16 protein-coding genes are annotated in these 16,872 nt (G+C 73.6%); 5 read left to right on the top strand and 11 right to left on the bottom strand.

Annotated elements, in window-relative coordinates; all coding sequences use genetic code 11:
* Positions 1 to 19 precede the first annotated feature (19 nt).
* Positions 20 to 1,510, top strand: coding sequence for an amidohydrolase (locus tag BRM3_RS05255; protein ID WP_263595037.1), 1,491 nt, complete (start codon positions 20 to 22; stop codon positions 1,508 to 1,510).
* A 45-nt stretch (positions 1,511 to 1,555) separates the two neighbouring features.
* Here BRM3_RS05255 and BRM3_RS05250 read toward each other — a convergent pair whose 3' ends face one another.
* Complete coding sequence (locus tag BRM3_RS05250; RefSeq protein ID WP_263595036.1) at positions 1,556 to 2,227, bottom strand: hypothetical protein; 672 nt, start codon at positions 2,225 to 2,227, stop codon at positions 1,556 to 1,558.
* 208 nt (positions 2,228 to 2,435) lie between these two features.
* Between BRM3_RS05250 and BRM3_RS05245 the strand changes: the two genes are divergently transcribed.
* The gene (locus BRM3_RS05245; RefSeq protein WP_263595035.1) at positions 2,436 to 3,476 is read left to right on the top strand and encodes a hypothetical protein; all 1,041 of its coding nucleotides are present in this window, start codon (positions 2,436 to 2,438) and stop codon (positions 3,474 to 3,476) included.
* Here the strand turns inward: BRM3_RS05245 and BRM3_RS05240 are convergent.
* Complete coding sequence (locus tag BRM3_RS05240) at positions 3,430 to 4,590, bottom strand: hypothetical protein (protein ID WP_263595034.1); 1,161 nt, start codon at positions 4,588 to 4,590, stop codon at positions 3,430 to 3,432. The genes BRM3_RS05245 and BRM3_RS05240 overlap by 47 nt on opposite strands.
* 241 nt (positions 4,591 to 4,831) lie before the next feature.
* Positions 4,832 to 6,028, bottom strand: coding sequence for an ATP-binding protein (locus tag BRM3_RS05235; protein WP_263595033.1), 1,197 nt, complete (start codon positions 6,026 to 6,028; stop codon positions 4,832 to 4,834).
* Between the two features lie 208 nt (positions 6,029 to 6,236).
* On the opposite strand from BRM3_RS05235, the gene BRM3_RS05230 reads away from it, so the two are divergent.
* The gene (locus BRM3_RS05230; protein ID WP_263594637.1) at positions 6,237 to 7,544 is read left to right on the top strand and encodes an ISL3 family transposase; all 1,308 of its coding nucleotides are present in this window, start codon (positions 6,237 to 6,239) and stop codon (positions 7,542 to 7,544) included.
* Between the two features lie 97 nt (positions 7,545 to 7,641).
* Here BRM3_RS05230 and BRM3_RS05225 read toward each other — a convergent pair whose 3' ends face one another.
* From BRM3_RS05225 to BRM3_RS05215, 3 genes are read right to left on the bottom strand one after another with little or no spacing between them, the layout of a single operon-like run.
* Entirely contained in the window at positions 7,642 to 8,178 is a 537-nt protein-coding gene (locus tag BRM3_RS05225; protein WP_263595032.1) for a CPBP family glutamic-type intramembrane protease, read from the bottom strand.
* 10 nt (positions 8,179 to 8,188) lie between these two features.
* Positions 8,189 to 8,926 carry a class I SAM-dependent methyltransferase gene (locus BRM3_RS05220; protein WP_263595031.1) on the bottom strand — a complete coding sequence of 246 codons (738 nt, stop codon included), beginning with the start codon at positions 8,924 to 8,926 and terminating at the stop codon, positions 8,189 to 8,191.
* A 43-nt stretch (positions 8,927 to 8,969) separates the two neighbouring features.
* Entirely contained in the window at positions 8,970 to 9,437 is a 468-nt protein-coding gene (locus tag BRM3_RS05215; protein ID WP_263595030.1) for an NUDIX hydrolase, read from the bottom strand.
* Between the two features lie 51 nt (positions 9,438 to 9,488).
* Between BRM3_RS05215 and BRM3_RS05210 the strand changes: the two genes are divergently transcribed.
* Both BRM3_RS05210 and BRM3_RS05205 read left to right on the top strand, forming a co-directional pair.
* Positions 9,489 to 12,818 (top strand): DEAD/DEAH box helicase, encoded by a 3,330-nt coding sequence (locus BRM3_RS05210; protein WP_263595029.1) that lies wholly within the window; start codon positions 9,489 to 9,491, stop codon positions 12,816 to 12,818.
* A gap of 106 nt (positions 12,819 to 12,924) precedes the next feature.
* On the top strand, positions 12,925 to 13,380 hold the full coding sequence (locus BRM3_RS05205) for a hypothetical protein (protein WP_263595028.1): 456 nt from the start codon (positions 12,925 to 12,927) through the stop codon (positions 13,378 to 13,380).
* 87 nt (positions 13,381 to 13,467) lie between these two features.
* On the opposite strand, the gene BRM3_RS05200 is transcribed toward BRM3_RS05205, so the two are convergent.
* Genes BRM3_RS05200 through BRM3_RS05180 form a run of 5 tightly spaced genes read right to left on the bottom strand, consistent with a single transcriptional unit; the run spans position 13,468 to position 16,833 of the window.
* Positions 13,468 to 14,394, bottom strand: a complete 927-nt coding sequence (locus BRM3_RS05200) for a CPBP family intramembrane glutamic endopeptidase (protein WP_263595027.1) — start codon at positions 14,392 to 14,394, stop codon at positions 13,468 to 13,470.
* A complete protein-coding gene (locus tag BRM3_RS05195) occupies positions 14,391 to 15,206 on the bottom strand; it encodes an HAD family hydrolase (RefSeq protein ID WP_263595026.1) in 816 nt (271 codons plus the stop codon). The genes BRM3_RS05200 and BRM3_RS05195 overlap by 4 nt, the downstream gene beginning before the upstream one ends.
* A gap of 9 nt (positions 15,207 to 15,215) precedes the next feature.
* Positions 15,216 to 15,674: a DnaJ family domain-containing protein gene (locus BRM3_RS05190; RefSeq protein ID WP_263595025.1), complete on the bottom strand. Its 459-nt coding sequence runs from the start codon at positions 15,672 to 15,674 to the stop codon at positions 15,216 to 15,218.
* On the bottom strand, positions 15,671 to 16,165 hold the full coding sequence (locus BRM3_RS05185) for an SRPBCC family protein (RefSeq protein WP_263595024.1): 495 nt from the start codon (positions 16,163 to 16,165) through the stop codon (positions 15,671 to 15,673). The genes BRM3_RS05190 and BRM3_RS05185 overlap by 4 nt, the downstream gene beginning before the upstream one ends.
* The gene (locus BRM3_RS05180) at positions 16,162 to 16,833 is read right to left on the bottom strand and encodes a YdcF family protein (RefSeq protein WP_263595023.1); all 672 of its coding nucleotides are present in this window, start codon (positions 16,831 to 16,833) and stop codon (positions 16,162 to 16,164) included. Before BRM3_RS05180 ends, BRM3_RS05185 begins: the two co-directional genes overlap by 4 nt.
* Between the last annotated feature and the right edge of the window lie 39 nt (positions 16,834 to 16,872).

Genomic DNA, 16,872 nt, shown 5'->3' with positions numbered 1-16,872 from the left:
GCCCGGATACGCTTCCAGGGTGCTCCTCCGCGATGTGCGCCTGAGGCGGGCCGACGCCCTCGCCGACCCGGTCGACGTGCGCCTGGCCGCGGGGCGCATCGCCGCGATCGGCCCTCGCCTGACGGCCCTGTCCGGCGAGGAGGTCCACGAGGCCGGCGGCGCGATCGCCATCCCCGGGCTGTGGGACCAGCACGTGCACATCGGCCAGGTCGCGCAGGGCTATTCGCGGCTTGACACCTCCGGCGCGCGCGGGGCGGGAGACCTCCTGCTCGCCGTGTCCCAGGCCCTCGCCGACCGCCCCGCGAGCGCGGGCGCCCTCGTCGGCTTCGGCCACCGCCTCGTGGACTTCGCCGCGGCGCCCACCGTGACCGCCCTCGACGCGGTCGCGGGCGAGGTCCCCGTGGTCCTGATCGGCGGGGACGCCCATCACGCCTGGATGAGCAGCGCCGCGCTGCGGGGGCTCGGCCTGCCGCCGCGCGACGGCATCGTGGGCGAGGACGAGTGGTTCGACGCCGTCGCGCATCTCGACGACCTGCCGGGCGTCGCCGCGGGCCTCGAGGCGGGGGTGCGGATGCTGCAGCGCGATGCGCTCGCGCGCGGCGTGGTCGGGCTCGTCGACATGGAGTGGGCCGAGAACTGGCGGCTGTGGACGCGCCGCGAGGCGCGTCTGCGGGTGCGGACCGCGACCTACCCCTCGGGGCTCGGGGACGTGCCGGGCCCCTCGGGCACCGTGCTCTCCGCCGACGGGCTCGTCGAGATGGGCCCGCTCAAGGTCATCGCCGACGGGGCTCTCGGCTCGGGCTCCGCGCTGTGCCGTCACGCCTACGGCACCCCCGCGGGCGGCGGTCACGGGGTGCTGAGCGTCGAGCCCGCAGCGCTCGCGGAGCTGCTGCGGCGCGGGCGGGCGCTGGGTCTGGAGACCGCCGTGCACGCGATCGGGGACGCCGCCGTGGGGATCGTGCTCGACGCGTACGCCGCGACCGGCACGACGGGGCGCATCGAGCACGCGCAGATGCTGACCGACGAGGACGTCGCGCGCCTCGGGGCGCTCGGCGTCGTCGCCTCCGTGCAGCCCGCGCATCTGCTGGACGACCGCGACGCGACGAGCGAGCTGTGGGGGCCGTGGGCCCACCAGGCCTATCGCTTCCGCGACCTGCTCGCGGCGCACGTGCGGCTCGTCCTCGGCTCCGACGCGCCCGTCGCGCCGGTGGACCCGTGGCTCGCGATGGCGGCCGCGGTGCATCGCAGCGCCGATGAGCGCCCGGCGTGGTTCCCCGCCCAGCAGCTGCAGCCGCGCGAGGCGCTCGCCGCCTCGACCGACGGCGTGGACGCGCTGCGGGTCGGCGGCGCGGCCGACGTCGTGCTGCTCGAGGAGGACCCCTTCGGCGACGTCCCGACGGGCGCCGACGGCCTCATGGTCGAGTCCGCGGCACGCGAGGCGGCCGCGCGGCTGCGGGCCGTGCGACCGCTCGCGACCGTCGTCGCCGGGCGCCTCGCCGCCGCCCGCTGACGGGATCGAGGCTCAGAGGTCGGCTCCAGGGTTCGGCGCCCGGCGTCACCCCTCCTCGTCGTCGCGGGCGATGTCGAAGGGATCGGAGCGGCCGAGGCCGTCGGCCTCGGAGAGCGGCTCGGTGTGCTGCACGTAGGTCCAGAAGGCGCCGAGCGGCGCGGAGGCGCCGTCGACCTCGAGCTCGGGGAAGGCCGGGGACTCCAGGAGGGCCGCCGCGGCCTGCAGCGGATCGGTGACGTTGGCCTCGGCGAGCGACGGATCCGCCAGGGAGTGCAGCCGCGCGTAGGCGGCGCGGCCGGCCTCGAGGAACGCCTGCTCGTCGAGGATCTCGAGGTCCCAGCGGCCCACGAGGCTCACGATCTCGCCCGCGCCCTCGAGGTCGTCCTCGAGATCGTCGAGCTCGTCGAGGGAGTCGAGATCCTCCTCGGCGTCGAGCTCGACGAACGGGAGCGACGTGGTGCCGATCCAGTCGGCCTCGGCGGCCGCGGCCCGGCCGAGCGCCCGGTCGAGCAGGTCCTGGGAGGTCAGGAAGGTGCGCCGGGTGTCGGGGTCGTGATGGAAGTGCTCCTGGTCGAGCCCCGCGACCAGCCGCGCGTGCCGACGCAGCTCCTCGACGAGGTCGTCGACCCCGGCGAGGTAGCGGGCACGGCTCTGCTCGCTCCACTGGGGGTCGAAGTCGTCGAAGGCGGAGGCGGAGTGGTCATCGGGCGTGGTCATGTCCGGAATCTAGCAAGCCGTGGCTGAGCGCGGCACACGGCGGGACCTCATCCGTTGACCAGGTCGCCGTCCCAGCTCAGGTCGTCGTCGGGGCCGATCTCGTAGGTCCACCCACCATCCGGTAAGCGTCGCGACCAGGGATGTCAGTCCGTCCTCCAGTCCTGACCCTACGGTGGTCCTCATCCCGTCACCGCCCGAAGGAAGTCCCGTGCTCGCAGACCGCGCCGCCCTCACCGTGCTCGTGATCGCCGATCCCGGCGTCCCCACGCGCCGAGCCGAGTCCGTCCGGGAGGTCATGGCACGCCGCCTCGGCGAGGAGACCGGTCGTTCGTGCGAGGTGACGGTGGACACCCGCCTGATCCCCTTGCAGGCCGACAAGGCGCTCGCGCTCGAAGCCATCGACGAGATGCGGGACGGGGCCGACGATCCGGATCTGGTGCTGTTGCTGACCGAGATGCCGCGCCATGATCACTGGCCGATCATCGCGGAGATCTTCGCCGAACGGCCCGTGGCGGTGGTCTCCTGGCCGACCGTGGGCATCATCCGCAGTCGCCGCCGGCTCGAGACGGTCCTCCTCGCGTGCGCGCTGCGGATGCTCGACACGAAGCCCGCGCATCTGCATGCCCAGTGGTGGAACAGCTGGAGCCGGGACGAAGGGACGGGAAACCTGCGCCTCCACTCCGGGCGGGCGATCGGCGGCCTTCGCACCGTGCTCGGCATGGTGGTCACCAACGAGCCGTGGCGCACCATCCCGCGGCTGTCGCGAGCCCTCGCCGCGGCCGCCGCGACCGGGGCATTCGGCATCTTCTACAACTCGATCTGGCAGATGTCGGCCGCGCTCACGCCCGTGCGACTGGGACTCATCGGCCTGCTCGCGATCGGCCTCATGACGGCATGGTTGATCGTCAGCAACGGGCTCTGGGACCGCCCCGTCCACGAGAGCCGGGTGACGGTCGAGGTCCTGTACAACCTCTCGACCGTCGCCACCATGCTCGTGTGCGTGCTCGCGCTGTACCTCGCGCTCGTCGTGCTGATCCTCCTCGGCGGACTCGTGGTGATCGACCCCGACTTCATGTCATCGATCCTGGGCCGCCGCGCGGAGTTCACCAACTACGTGGACATCGCCTGGCTGAGCGCAGCCCTGGGGGTGATCGCCGGAGCGCTCGGCTCGAGCTTCGACTCCTCGACCGATCTGCGCCGCCTCACCCACGGGCGCCGGGAGAATGTGCGGGTGCTCGACGACGCATGACGGGCTCGGCCGGCCATGCCGGTCGAGGCTGGCTCCGCACGGCCGCCGAGACGGTGCGGCTGAACAGCAGCAGCCAGACCAGAACGGTGGTCGCGGCGCCCATCTCGAAGGCCGTCGTGTTGAGGTAGCGCACGCCCTTGTACAGGACGAGGCACAGCACGAGCAGGGCGACGACGGTGACGGTCACGGCCCGGAAGCTTCCCGGCAGCCGGCCGAACAGGACGGGGAAGGCGACGAGGGCGGCCGCGAAGACGACGACGATGGACTGGGCGGCGGCGTCGTGCCAGGCCTTCTCGGTCGTCACGGGGATCAGCACGACGGCCGCCAGCAGCACCCCGACCATGCCGAGCGAGGTGCGCACGAAGGTGACCTTCCAGCGCGGCTCGCCCACGGCGTCGGCCCAGGTCGCGAGGTCGTGGGCGAGGAAGTCGCCGACGGTCACGAGCGCGAGCCCCGCGAGCAGGAGCGTGACCGTGAAGGTGAAGCCCGAGTCGTCGGGGACGCCGCCCAGGGCGGAGAAGTGGTGCTGCCACCAGTGCGGGTCGGAGGCGCTCAGGGCGCTCGCGAGCGCGCCCGTGGGGACGAAGGCGGCGAGCAGCACGGAGAGGGACTGGGTGGTCAGCGCCATCGCGCTCGCCGCGCTCATGTACGCCGCCACCCCGCACGAGGCCGCGACCCAGAAGGTCCCCGCCCAGTGGTCGAGGGCAACGCCGCGGAAGGCGTCGGCGAACACCGCGAACAGCGCCAGGACCAGGAGGAACGCGAAGACGGCGTGCAGCAGGGAGAGGCCCACCAGGTTCAGCAGGCGACGCGGCCAGCCCATCCGTCGCAGCCACGGGTTCAGCCTCGGGGTGACGGTCGCCATGGTCGCGGCGAAGGCGAGGCCCGCGCTGCCCATGCCGGAGTAGGCGGCCACCTCGCCGATCGAGCCGCGGCCGAACAGGGGACGCGTCGAGGGCAGGGCGAGCAGCCCGATGACGGCGCCGACCACGATCGTGACGCCCGCCAGGATGAGCGCGAGGCTCTCGTCGCGCGAGGCCTTCGGGTCCGCAGGAGGCACGGTGCCCGGCTCGCGCGGGCGCGCGGCCACGGAGCCGGAGGGGTCGGTCGTCATGTCCCCAGCCTGTCAGACGGCCGGCCCGGCGTCGGGCGCACGCGGAGCCTGCTAGGAATCGGCGGCACATCGGCCAGCAACCGTCTCACGGGGCTCGGCGATCTGCGGAGCGACGACTCTCAGCGGGCTGAGGCTCGGACTCGGAGCGCGAGCAGCGCGCCGCAGGGGCGCACGAGCACGTGAGCCTGGATCAGTGCGTCTCTGCGGTTCTCGGCCTGCCGCGATCTGTTCATCCGGGTCGTCATGGTCCGAGTGCGGTGATCGGCACGACGTGGACGCCGTCGGGACGTCTGCCGCCGCCGCCCCTCGCGGTCACGACGACGAGGGCAGCCGGATCGCCGTGCCGGCTGGTGTCGATCTCGGATGCGAAGTCCAGCAGCCCCTGGGCGGCGGCGTCGATCACCCGTTGGTCGCCGGTGAGCTTGACCTCGAACGCGGCCCAGGCATTCGGCGTCTCGACGATCGCGTCGACCTCCTTGCGCCCGTGAGCTTCCCGCCAGGTGGAGATGGTGCCGTCGAGCGACTGCGCGTACACGCGCAGGTCGCGCAGCACGAGAGCCTCGAAGTGGAAGCCTGCAGCCTGCGGATCGGCGAGGAGGTCTCGTGCGCCGACGCCGAGCGCAGCAGTGCCGAGCGACGGGTCCACGAAGTAGCGCACGGGTGCTTCTCGAAGCCGGGTGCGCGATCGCATGTGGGGCCGCCACGACGGAGAGTTCTCGGTGAGCTTCAGCCGATGCAGCGCATCCACATACGCCGAGACGGTCTCCTTCGCCGGTCTCTGGTCATCGCCTCCTGCGATATCGGCGGCGAGCTCGGTGAGCTTGACCGGCTGGCCGACACCGCGACCGAGGGCTGCAAGGGTCCGGCGCAGACGGTCCGGGGCTCGACGGGTGGTGCCGAGGCTCGGGATGTCGACTTCCACGATCTGCGTGAGATAGTCCGCGAGCCAGCGCCTGGCGAACGCCTCGTCCGCTTCCAGCAGCATCGGCCATCCGCCGATCACGATCCGCTCCATCAGCTGAGAGATCGTGGTCCGAGCGAGCCTGGCACGTTGGTCTTCCCCACGCATCAGCGCCGCGAGCGAGACTTCCCCCGTGGAGTGACCGGACTCGAACAGGCTCATCGGGCGCATCCGCAGTGTGCCGATCCGTCCGGCACCGGAGTGCAGTTCGCGAGCGTCGGTCGGGGTTGCAGATCCGGTCAGGATGCACAAGCCGCGCCCGCGCATGTCGTCCACGTGCCGCCGGACATGATCCCAGATCGCAGGGACACGCTGCCATTCATCGAACAGGACCGGAGCCGACTCCTCGAAAAGGATGCCCGGGTTGAGATCGACCTGAGCGCGAGCGGCCGGATCGGTATCAAAACGCACCACGCTGTGTGCGCGCCGCAATGCCGTCTCGGTCTTCCCGCACCCCTTCGGCCCCTCGATCAGCACAGCCCCACTCGTGGCAAGGCGCACGTCGAGCTCGGTGTCGACGACACGTGGCCGGTACCCGATTATGTGTGAAGTCTACCTTTTTGACACATTGAGGGCTCTTCATGAACGAGGGTGTAGTCGGTTGAGCGCGTCGGTGGCCGGGTAGGGGTCGAGGTCTCCCGGATGATGGAAGTTCTTCACGCTCGCCATCCCGAAAGACCTCGACGTGCTCCACCCTACTTTCGCGACCCCTGACCTGACCACGTTCTGCCGCCTCGACGAGCTCGGCCTCGTCGCCGTCGGCCAGCTGATCGAGCCGGATCGGGCCACGATCGAATGCCGCGTCGTCGAGGACGACCCGTGGTGTCGGAAGTGCGGTGTCGAGGGCGTGCCGCGGGACACGGTCACGCGTCGACTGGCGCACGAGCCGTTCGGGCACCGGCCGACGACCCTGCTGGTGCGGGTGCGCCGGTACCGGTGCGGACACTGCCGGCGCACGTGGCGGCAGGACATGACGCGGGCAGCGGCGCCGCGTGCGAAGATCTCCCGCGGCGGCCTGGAGTGGGCGCTGCGGGGCATCGTCATCGACCACCTCACCGTCACCCGCGTCGCCGCAGGTCTCGGGGTGTCCTGGAGTGCCGCGAACGCCGCCGTCCTCGCGGAAGGCAAGCGGCGCCTGATCGACGACCCCGCCCGGTTCGACGGGGTCACCACGATCGGTGTCGACGAGCACGTCTGGCGACACACGAGGCTGGGCGACAAGTACGTCACCGTGATCATCGACCTCACGCCCGCGAGGAACAAGACCGGGCCGGCGAGGCTGCTGGACATGGTCGAGGGCCGCTCCAAGGCGGTGTTCAAGCAGTGGCTCGCCGCCCGCCCTGCGGACTGGGCGAAGCGGATCGAGGTGGTCGCGATGGACGGCTTCGCCGGGTTCAAGACCGCTGCCGCCGAGGAACTCCCCGACGCCGTCCCCGTCATGGACCCGTTCCACGTGGTCCGCCTCGCCGGCGACGCGCTGGATGTCTGCCGGCGTCGGGTCCAGCAAGACACCACCGGTCACCGCGGGCTCAAGGGCGAGCCGCTCTACAAAGCCCGCCGCACCCTGCACACCGGGGCGAGCCTGCTCACCGACCGGCAGCGGGCACGCCTGGACGCAGTGTTCGCGAGCGAGGAGCACGTCGAGGTCGAGGCGACCTGGGGCATCTACCAGCGCATCGTCGCGGCCTACCGGGAGCCCGACAAGAAGAAAGCGAAGGCGATGATGCAGGAGGTGATCGCTGCGATCAGCAGCGGCGTTCCCGCGGCGCTCGTCGAGGTCCGCAAGCTCGGCCGGACCATGAAGCAGCGGGCGGGCGACATCCTCGCGTTCTTCGACCGCCCCGGCACCAGCAACGGCCCGACCGAGGCCATCAACGGGCGACTCGAACACCTCCGCGGCTCCGCCCTCGGCTTCCGCAACCTCACCCACTACATCGCTCGGTCGCTGCTCGAAGCCGGAGGGTTCAGACCCGCGCTACACCCTCGTTCGTGAAGAGCCACATTGAGATCGCCGTATTTGACACGCTGGAACCGACTTTCCTGACACACACCGTGCACGTGACCGTCAGAGCCGTCTACCTCACACACTGCTACCCCGCGAGCAGCGCGGCGGCGGCGAGCTGCCCGAGGCCCGCGGCGAGGATGCCGGGGAAGCACGTGCCGAGACGTGCCCGGAGGGCTCCGAGCAGCCATGCCACGACGAACTCGGCGATCACGAGCGGCCACAGGCGCGCGTCGGTCAGGAGCACGGTGAGCGAGAGCAGCATCGAGATCGCCGCCTGCACCGTGTTCCCGGGGAGCATGCCGAGCCGGCGCATGAGCACGCCCCCGAGCAGTCCCCGGAACAGGATCTCGGTGCCCGCGGCGCCGACGAGCGTGAGCGCGATCGTGGTCGGCGCGAGGATGTCGGAGAGAGGGGCCCGCGTCGTCGTGGCAGGAAGGAGCATCCCGGCGACCCAGCCGACGAGGGCGATCGGGACGATCAGCGCGAGGCCCCACAGGGAGTCGCGCCCCGTGCCCGGCACCGCGCCGGCATCGGCGATCGCCTCCCGGCGGTCGTCGCCCTGCCGCGTGCGCCACACGACGTAGAGGATCGTGGGGACGCAGTACAGGAGCAGGGTCAGCATGCGGCTGAGGCTACCGTCGGGCCTGCAGCAGATGCCGGGTCGAATGGGCCACGACGGGCTCGCCCCGACGCATCCGGGCATCGAGCGACCGCAGCTGGGGCTCGTACCGTTCGACCGAGAAGTCCGGCACCCACCACACGCACGCGCGCAGAATCCAGACGACGGCGCCCACGTCGAAAAACTCCATCCGCAGCCGCGCCGTGCGGAGGTCCGTGACCGTCAGCCCGGCGGCCTCGGCATCGGCGACCTCGCCTCGCGGATCGCGGCCTCGGCGCGCCTCCGGCTGCGGGCCCAGGAAGTGCTCGATCAGCTCGAACGCCGAGGCGGGGCCGACGTGCTGGCCCAGGTACCGGCCGCCGGGGCGCAGCACGCGGTGGATCTCGACCCAGGCCGGGTCGACGGGATGGCGCGAGGTGACGAGGTCGAAGGAGGCGTCGGGCAGGTCCTCGGTGCCGGCCACGACCTCGACCCCGCGCGGGCCCAGCCGCGCGCGGGCCCGCGCGGCGTTGGGCGCATACGCCTCGGTCACGACCATGCGGGACGGGAAGGCGGGCGACTCGTCGAGCACCTCTCCCCCGCCGGTGTCGAGGTCGAGGGCCGAGCCGACCGTGGCGAGACGCTCGGCGAGCAGACGCACGTAGCGCCAGGGCGGCCGCTCCTCGGTGGCACGTCCGTCGAGGTAGGAGAAGTCCCACCCCGTGACGTCCGCGGAGACGGCCTCGGCGACGAGTTCTTCGAAGGAGCGCATCGGCCCAGTCTCCCAGAGTCGGCGGTGCCGTCCGTGCCGGCCGTCAGTCGTCGGCGCCGAAGCCGAAGCTCGTCGCGGCGGGCAGTCCGGCCTCGTCGATGCCGCGCACCACGCGGCGCTCGTAGGCGGGCATCGGCGCGGGCAGGGTGTCGCGCACGAACCAGTCGAGGCCCGAGGCCTTGGCCGGCTCGCACAGGCGGGGCTCGCCCTCCCAGCGGCGCACGGCCCAGAACCAGTCGACCCGCTGCTCGACCGGCTCGCCCGCCCCGTCGGTGCGCTGCATGACGGTGAGCAGCTCGAGATCCTGCGGGCGGATCCGGACGCCGAGCTCCTCGGCGGTCTCGCGCACGGCCGCGGCACGTGCGGTCTCCCCCGGCTCGACGTGTCCCGCGGCGCCCGCGACCCAGTGGCCGTCCATGTAGCCGGTGGCCGCGCGACGCTGGAGCAGCACCTCGTCGCCGCGCAGCAGATACACGTAGGAGGCGGGGATGAGCGCGAAGGTGTGGGGCATGCCCGCAGTCTCCCAGAGCCGTCCGTCACCCCTGCGTGACACGATGGCCGGATGGCCGCCGACCCCCTCCCCTACGTCGCCGACGAGGCGATCACGGCGCACGTCGGGAGCGGCGCCGCCGATCGCGGCAAGCGGTACGCGCGCGCCCACGCGGTGCACGGCCTGACCTGGGAGACCGAGGGCGGCTCCCGCCGTTCCGGCAGCCTGAGCGGCACGGTCGACGGGAGCGCGGCGAGCCCGTACCGCACCCTCGTCACGCTGAGAGAGGGGCGCACGCTGGGCACGGGCGTGACGGCGTGGACGCCGATCCACTCGCGCTGCTCGTGCCCCGTGGGCGGGGAGTGCAAGCACGTGGCCGCGGTCCTCCACGAGTCCACCTCGTCCGCGATGCGCGACCACCTCGCGCGGGCCCGCCCGCGAGCAGCTCCCGCCGCCCCCGAGCCCACGTGGCGCGAGCTGCTCGGCGCCCTGGCCCCGGCCGGCGCGCCCGAGGCCCCCGAGCTCGCGCTCGGCGTCGAGCTGTTGACCGGCTTCGGCGGATTCCGCTTCTCGCGCTTCGGCTCGCGCGCCGCGACCGCCCGCGACGTGGCGGCGGGCGCCGAGCTCGCCGTGGCCCTCCGGCCGCTCCAGCGGGGCCGCTCGGGGTCCTGGATCAAGGGCGGCCTGAGCTGGCGCTCGTTCCGCTCCCCGCACCTGCTCGACCTCCCCCGTGCGCAGGCCGACGTGCTCGCGCGGATCGTGCGGCTCTCGCTCGCCGAGCGCTCCTTCGGCTACGAGGTCGGCGACGTGCTGCGGCTCGACGAGTTCCGCGGCCCCGAGGTGTGGCCGCTGCTCGCCCGCGCCCGCGAGGTGGGCGTCGTGCTCACCGGCACGGGGGCCGTGTCCGAGGTGCTCTGGTCCCCCGAGGGCAGGGCCCGGCTCGACGTGCGGCGGGACGGCGGCGACCTCGTCGTCGCGCCCGTGGTGGAGGTCGCCGGCGCCCCGCTCGAACGTCCCCTGCGGGCCGGCCCGGGCGGGGTCGCCCTCGCGCGCACGACCGGGGCGACGGGCGTGCGGGTGACCCTCGTGCCCGTCGCTCCCGCCATGCCCGAGGCCCTGCTGTCGCTGCTCGAGCGTGCCGAGCCGGTGCGCGTGCCCGCCGCCGACGCCGACGAGTTCCTCGCCGACGTCTCCCCCCAGCTGCGCCGCCACGTCCCCGTGAGCAGCCGCGACCCGTCCCTCGAGATCCCCGATGCCGTCCCGCCCCGGCTCCGGCTCGACGTGGCCCACGGTGAGCAGGACTCCGCGGACCTCACCTGGTCGTGGACCTACCGCGCACCGCGCCGCACGCTCGACCTGACCCGTCCACGCGGCGCGACCGACCGGGACGCCGCGCACGAGGACGCCGTGCTCGAGGCGGTGCGCCGGCTGTGGCCCGACGCCGCCCGCGCCGGGCGCGAGCACCTCGAAGGAGTGGACCTCGCGCACTTCGTCGAGCACCTGCTGCCGGCCCTGGCCTCCCTGCCTGACGTCGACGTGCACGAGACGGGCGTGCGCGCCGACTACACCGAGCTCGACGGGACCCCGCACCTGCGCATCACCCAGGTCGAGCCGCCCCACGGACAGGCCCACGACTGGTTCGACCTCGGCTTCGAGATCACCCTCGGGGACGTGCTCGTGCCCTTCACCGCGATCTTCGCCGCCCTGTCCGGGGGCAAGAAGGCCGTGCTGATGCCGGACAAGACCTACTTCCGGCTCGACCACCCGACGTTCGACCGGCTGCGCGAGCTGCTCGCCGAGGCCGAGCAGCTCGACGAGTGGGAGCCCGAGTCCCCGCGCCTCGGCCGCTACCAGGTGCAGCTGTGGGAGGACTTCGAGGACCTCGCCGACGAGAGCGTCGAGGCCCTCGCGTGGCGCCGCAGCGTCGGCGCCCTGCGCGACCTCGCGTCGATCCCCGTGCCCGAACCGCCCCCGGGCCTCGCCGCCGCGCTGCGCCCCTACCAGCGCGAGGGCTATGCCTGGCTCGCGTTCCTCGCCGAGCACGGGCTCGGCGGGATCCTCGCCGACGACATGGGCCTCGGCAAGACGCTGCAGACCCTCGCGCTCGTGGCGCGCGAGCGCTCGCGAGCGCCCGACGCGCCTCCGTTCCTCGTGATCGCCCCCTCCTCGGTGCTCGCCGTGTGGCGCTCCGAGGCCGAGCGCTTCACGCCCGGCCTGGACGTGCGCGTGCTCGGCGAGACGACGAGGAAGCGCGGGACGTCGGTCGCCGCGGCGACCGCGGGCACCGACCTCGTGGTCACGAGCTACGCGATCCTGCGCCTGGACGACGCCCAGCTCACCGCGGCCGACTGGTCGGGGCTCGTCCTCGACGAGGCGCAGTTCGTCAAGAACCGCGCCTCGCGCGCGCATCAGGTCGCGCGGTCCGTGCGCGCCCCCTTCCGGCTCGCGATCACGGGCACCCCGCTCGAGAACTCGCTCACCGACCTGTGGGCGCTGCTGTCGCTCACCGCGCCGGGCCTGTTCGCCTCCCCGCGGGCCTTCCGCGAGGAGTACGTCAAGCCGATCGAAAGTCCCGACCCGTCCGAGAGCGGCGCCGCGCGTGCCGCCCAGCGCATGAGCCGGCTGCGGCGCCGGATCCGCCCCTTCGTGCTGCGGCGCACGAAGGACGTCGTGGCCCCGGAGCTGCCCGAGAAGCAGGAGCAGGTGCTGCGGGTCCCACTCGCGGGCCCGCATCGTCGGCTCTACGACCGGGTGCTGCAGCGGGAGCGCCAGAAGCTGCTGGGCCTCGCGGGCGACATCGACCGTCACCGCTTCATCGTGTTCCGCTCGCTGACCCTGCTGCGCATGCTCGCCCTCGACCCGGCGATCGTCGACGCCGAGCACGCAGGCGTCGCGTCCTCGAAGCTCGAGGCCCTGCTCGAGAACCTCGACGAGGTGATCGCCGAGCACCACCGCGTGCTCGTCTTCAGCCAGTTCACCTCGCATCTGGCGCGCGTGGCCGAGCGCCTCGACGAGCGCGGCATCGCGCACGCCTATCTCGACGGGTCCACCGCGGACCGGGCCCGCGTGGTCGAGTCTTTCCGCACGGGCGATGCGCCCGTGTTCCTCATCAGCCTCAAGGCGGGCGGCTTCGGGCTCACCCTCACCGAGGCCGACTACGTGTTCCTGCTGGACCCGTGGTGGAACCCGGCGGCCGAGGCGCAGGCCGTCGACCGCGCCCACCGGCTCGGCCAGGACCGCAGCGTGATGGTGTACCGGATGGTCGCGGAGGACACGATCGAGGAGAAGGTGCTCGCCCTCCAGGAGCGCAAGCGCACCCTGTTCACGTCACTCACCGACGACGACCGTGCCTTCGCCGCGGCGCTGACCGCCGATGACCTGCGGGATCTGCTCGACGCGTGAGCGACGGTCTCACCGGTCGCCCGGGCTTGCGACGCCCCGAGGCGAGGCGACCACGCTTCGCCCCAAGGGTCCCGTCCGTCGGGACGACACGGAAAGGGGTGCCACCATGACCGTCGCTCCCGAGTCCCTCGTGAGCCGTCTCGAGGGCTATCGCCTGCACGAGGTCGACTTCGTGCTGCATCAGGTGCGTCTGCGCTTCACCACCTCCGGCGGCCTCGACGGCCCCCAGCTGACGTGCACGGTGCTGCCGACGGTGACCGTCGACGGCAAGGTCGTGGCGTCGTCCGACGAGCGGTGGGCGGGTCTGCTGCGCGGGCTCATCACCCAGCACGTCGAGTCCACGCACGAGCTCACGGGCGTCGGCATCCGCCTCGAGCTCACGCACGGCTCGGTGCGCCTGCATCCGCCGCTGCACCACCCCGAGGGCGCCGAGGTGGCGCGCCTCGAGGGCCTCGGCGACGGCACGGTGCGGGTGTGGCGCTCGGGCAGCGAGTGCTTCGCCGACGTGCATTCGAGCGTCGACCGCGTGGGCGCCTCCCATGACACGTGGGGCCAGGGCTGAGGCCCTGCCGCTGACGGCCGCCGGTCGCTCCGGGCGAGCGGTCGCGCTCGTTCCGACCGAGCCGGCGCGCTCGACCGGCGGGAGGCGTCAGTCCCGCGCGGCGCGGGACTCGCGCGGCAGCAGGTGGCCGCGGCGGTGCGCGAGGACGAGCATCACGATCCCGGCGGCGAGGCCGACGGCCACGGTCACGACCGAGCCCTCGACGCCCATGTCCCCGCCCGTGAGCCAGTCCGGGCCCGCCGTCTCGGCCTGCAGCAGCCCGTGCTGGGCGCCGGTCCCCGAGACGTCCCACGAGAACAGCCCGGCCTGGACGGTGTTCCACGCCAGGTGGATGCCGATCGCGAGCCACAGCCGCCGCGTGAGCAGGTAGGCGCCGGCGAGCAGGATCGACGCCTCGACGGCGATCGCGATCGCGCCCCACAGCCCGGCCCCGGGGTTGGCCAGGTGCACGGCGCCGAACAGGATCGAGCTGATCGCGACGGCCGGTCCGCTGCCCAGCCAGCCGTCGAGCAGGCGCAGCACCGCGCCGCGGAAGAAGACCTCCTCGATGAACGCGGCGCCGACGCCGATCGCGAGCGGGCCCAGCAGCTCGGCCTGCGGGTCGAGGCCCGTCACCCGGTAGCCGCCGAGCAGCGCGATCAGACCCGTGGACAGGGAGATGAGGGCCGCGCCGATCACGAGGCCGAGGGCGAGCTCGCCGAGCACGCGCCGGCCGCGCACGGCCAGCCCCGGGCGACGTGCGAGCGGCCCCACGATCAGCAGGTGCCCGCCGACGGCGAGCGCGCCCGCGAGCACGGCCCCGACGAGGTACGCGCCGCCGGCCAGGGGCAGGGCGCTCTGCGCGCGGGGGGTGCCGTCGAGGCCGAGGGCGGCGGGGTTGGCCACGAGGGTGAGCACGATCGCGAGCAGGGTCCACACGAGCTCGGCGACGACGAACACGATCAGGGCCAGCAGCAGCTGGAGGCCGGTCAGCCGGCCGTTGCGTCCCTGTCCGCGGGCGGCGGGGGCGGTCACCGCTCGCCCTCGCGACCGGCCAGCATGTCCTCGAGGGCCGCGGCGACGCCGTCGGCCGAGTTGGGGCCGCAGGTCCGGTCGGCGACGGCGAGCACGTCGGGGTGTGCCCCCGCGACGGCCCAGCCGGTCCCGGCCCACGTGAGCATGGGGATGTCGTTGGGCATGTCGCCGAAGGCCCACACGTCCGCGCCGGCGATGCCGAGCCCCTCGCTCCAGGAGGCCAGCGCGCGCGCCTTGGTGACGCCCGCGGGGCCGATCTCGGCGAGCCCTCCCTCGCACGACGTCGACAGCAGCGCACGGTCGCCGATGATCTCGGTGACCGCGGCGAGGAAGCGCCGGGGCTCGAGGGCCTCGGAGACCGCGAGCAGCTTGCCGACCGGCTCCTCGATCGCCTCGAGGGGACCGACGCTCTCGTGGCCGATCTCCGGCATGCCGTCGGGGGTCCCTCCGGGATAGGCGGCCTCGCGGTGGAAGCCTCCCGCGAGCTCGGCGGAGAAGGCGATCCCGTCGATCGTGCGCAGGTCGGCCAGGAGCTCGTGCAGGAGCTCGGGGGCCAGCCCGTGGTTCTCGCGGATCCGCTGATGGGCGGCGTCGTACACGAAGGCGCCGTTCGCGCAGATCACGACGCCGTGATCGCCCGTGATCTGGGCCAGGTGGTCCACCCAGCGGGGCGGCCGGGCCGTCACCAGGACGGTCGCGATGCCCTCGTCCCACAGCCGGTGCCACGTGCGCGCGGTGCGCTCGGTGATCACCCCGGAGGTGTCGAGCAGGGTGCCGTCCAGGTCGGAGGCGACGAGACGGGGACGCGGCATGGCCGAAGTCTACGGGCGGCGCCGCAGCCTCTCCCACCAGCGGCGGCGCGCGGGCGGCGGAGCCGGCGCCGGGTCGGGCGGCACGGGGCGGGCGGCGTGCTCGGCGCGCCAGGCCGCGACGCGCGCCTCGACGTCGACGGTCGGGGCGAGCATGCGGGCCAGGGGGTGCGCGGCGCGGTCGGCGAGCACGCGGGCGTTGAAGTCCTCGAGGGCGTCGCGCACCTGCTCCTCGGTGTCGAGGGCCGCGAGGGTCCCGCCGAGACCCTCGTGCTCGCGGCGCAGCAGCATCACGACGGGCAGGAGGGCGTCGCAGTCGATGTCGTCGTGCTCGAGGCGCTGCTTGATCCACCAGTCGGGGTCGTGCACGGCCGGCAGGTCGAGCGGGGCGCCGGCGCCGGGGAGGTCGTCGAAGTCGCCTCGCGCGATGGCCTCGGCGACGGCGTCCTCGGGGTCCCCGGGGCTGCTCACGGCTGCGCGGCCTCCCGCTCGGCGAGGGCGGCGAGACGGTCGATCGACGCCGCGAGCTTCTCGGACGTGGTCGCGCGGGCACGCACCTGGCGCGCCTCGTCGTGCAGGTCCGTCCAGTCGTAGGTGTGGATCACGAGGGTGCCGTCGTCGGAGCCCTCGAGCTCCCAGCGCCACAGGTGCCCGGGCGGCTGCTCGCCCTCGGGGGCGGGCAGCCACGCGATGCGCTCTCCCTCCTCGAACTCGACGACGTGGTTCTCGCGGATGGCGCCGTCGCCCGTGAGGGCCATCCGGAACACGTCGCCCACGCCGCGGACCCGCTGGCCCGAGGCGGCCTCGGCGAGGTTGTCGTTGCCGTCCCACTCGGGCTGGCGGGCGGGGTCGGCGATCAGCTCGAAGATCACGCCGGCGGGGGCGTCGATGCGGCGGGAGGCGCTCACGACGCGGGTCTCGTCGTCGCGGCTGCCGAGGGCGGGGGCCTGCTCTGGGGTCATCGCCCCATCGAAGCACGCGCGCGCCGCCGCGCGCGACGGTCCCGGGCATCGCGGCGCAGGGCCTCGAGCCCCACCACCACGACGAGGGGCTTGAGCCAGGCCATCTCGCCGAGGCGCTGATCGTCGGCGCGGGCGAGGCGGCGGGCCAGGTCCGGACGCTGGCGGCGCAGGTAGCGTCGGGCGCGCAGGGCGTGGAGGGGGTCCGAGGCGATGACGATGCGGTCGGCGCCCTCGAGCACGGGCACGGCATGGGCGATGTTCTCCCACGTGGTGCGGCTCGTGTCGTCGAGCACGAACGGGCCCGGGGCGCCGAGCTCGTCGCGCGCATGGCGGGCGAGCAGCTCCGCCTCGGAGACGTCGCCGTGCACCGCGCCGCCGCACAGCACGAGCGTCGAGACGGAGGCTGCCGGGTTTCGCGAGCGCAGGCCCACGCGCACGCGCCAGCGGTTGATCGCGTTGGCGCGGTGCCCGCGGTTGCCGTAGCCGAGCACCACGACGGCCTCGGCACGGCCCGGCCGGTTCTCGGCGAGCGCGCCGAGCTCGCGTCGGCTCGCCCACTCCGAGACGGCCTCCGCGGCCAGGGCGGCCCCGAGCAGCCCCAGGGCGAGGCCGAGGCCGGCGCGCGCCGGGCGTCCGGGGCGGCGCGCGCGGGGTCGGCGGCTCGTCATGGGCTCATGCAAGCACGAGCCGTGGCCGCCGCACGCTCT

The organism is Brachybacterium huguangmaarense, assembly GCF_025725725.1.
In the GTDB taxonomy this organism is placed as follows: domain Bacteria; phylum Actinomycetota; class Actinomycetes; order Actinomycetales; family Dermabacteraceae; genus Brachybacterium; species Brachybacterium huguangmaarense.
The sequence above is the reverse complement of the archived record's forward strand: the minus strand, read 5'-3'. Positions and strand labels throughout refer to the sequence as shown.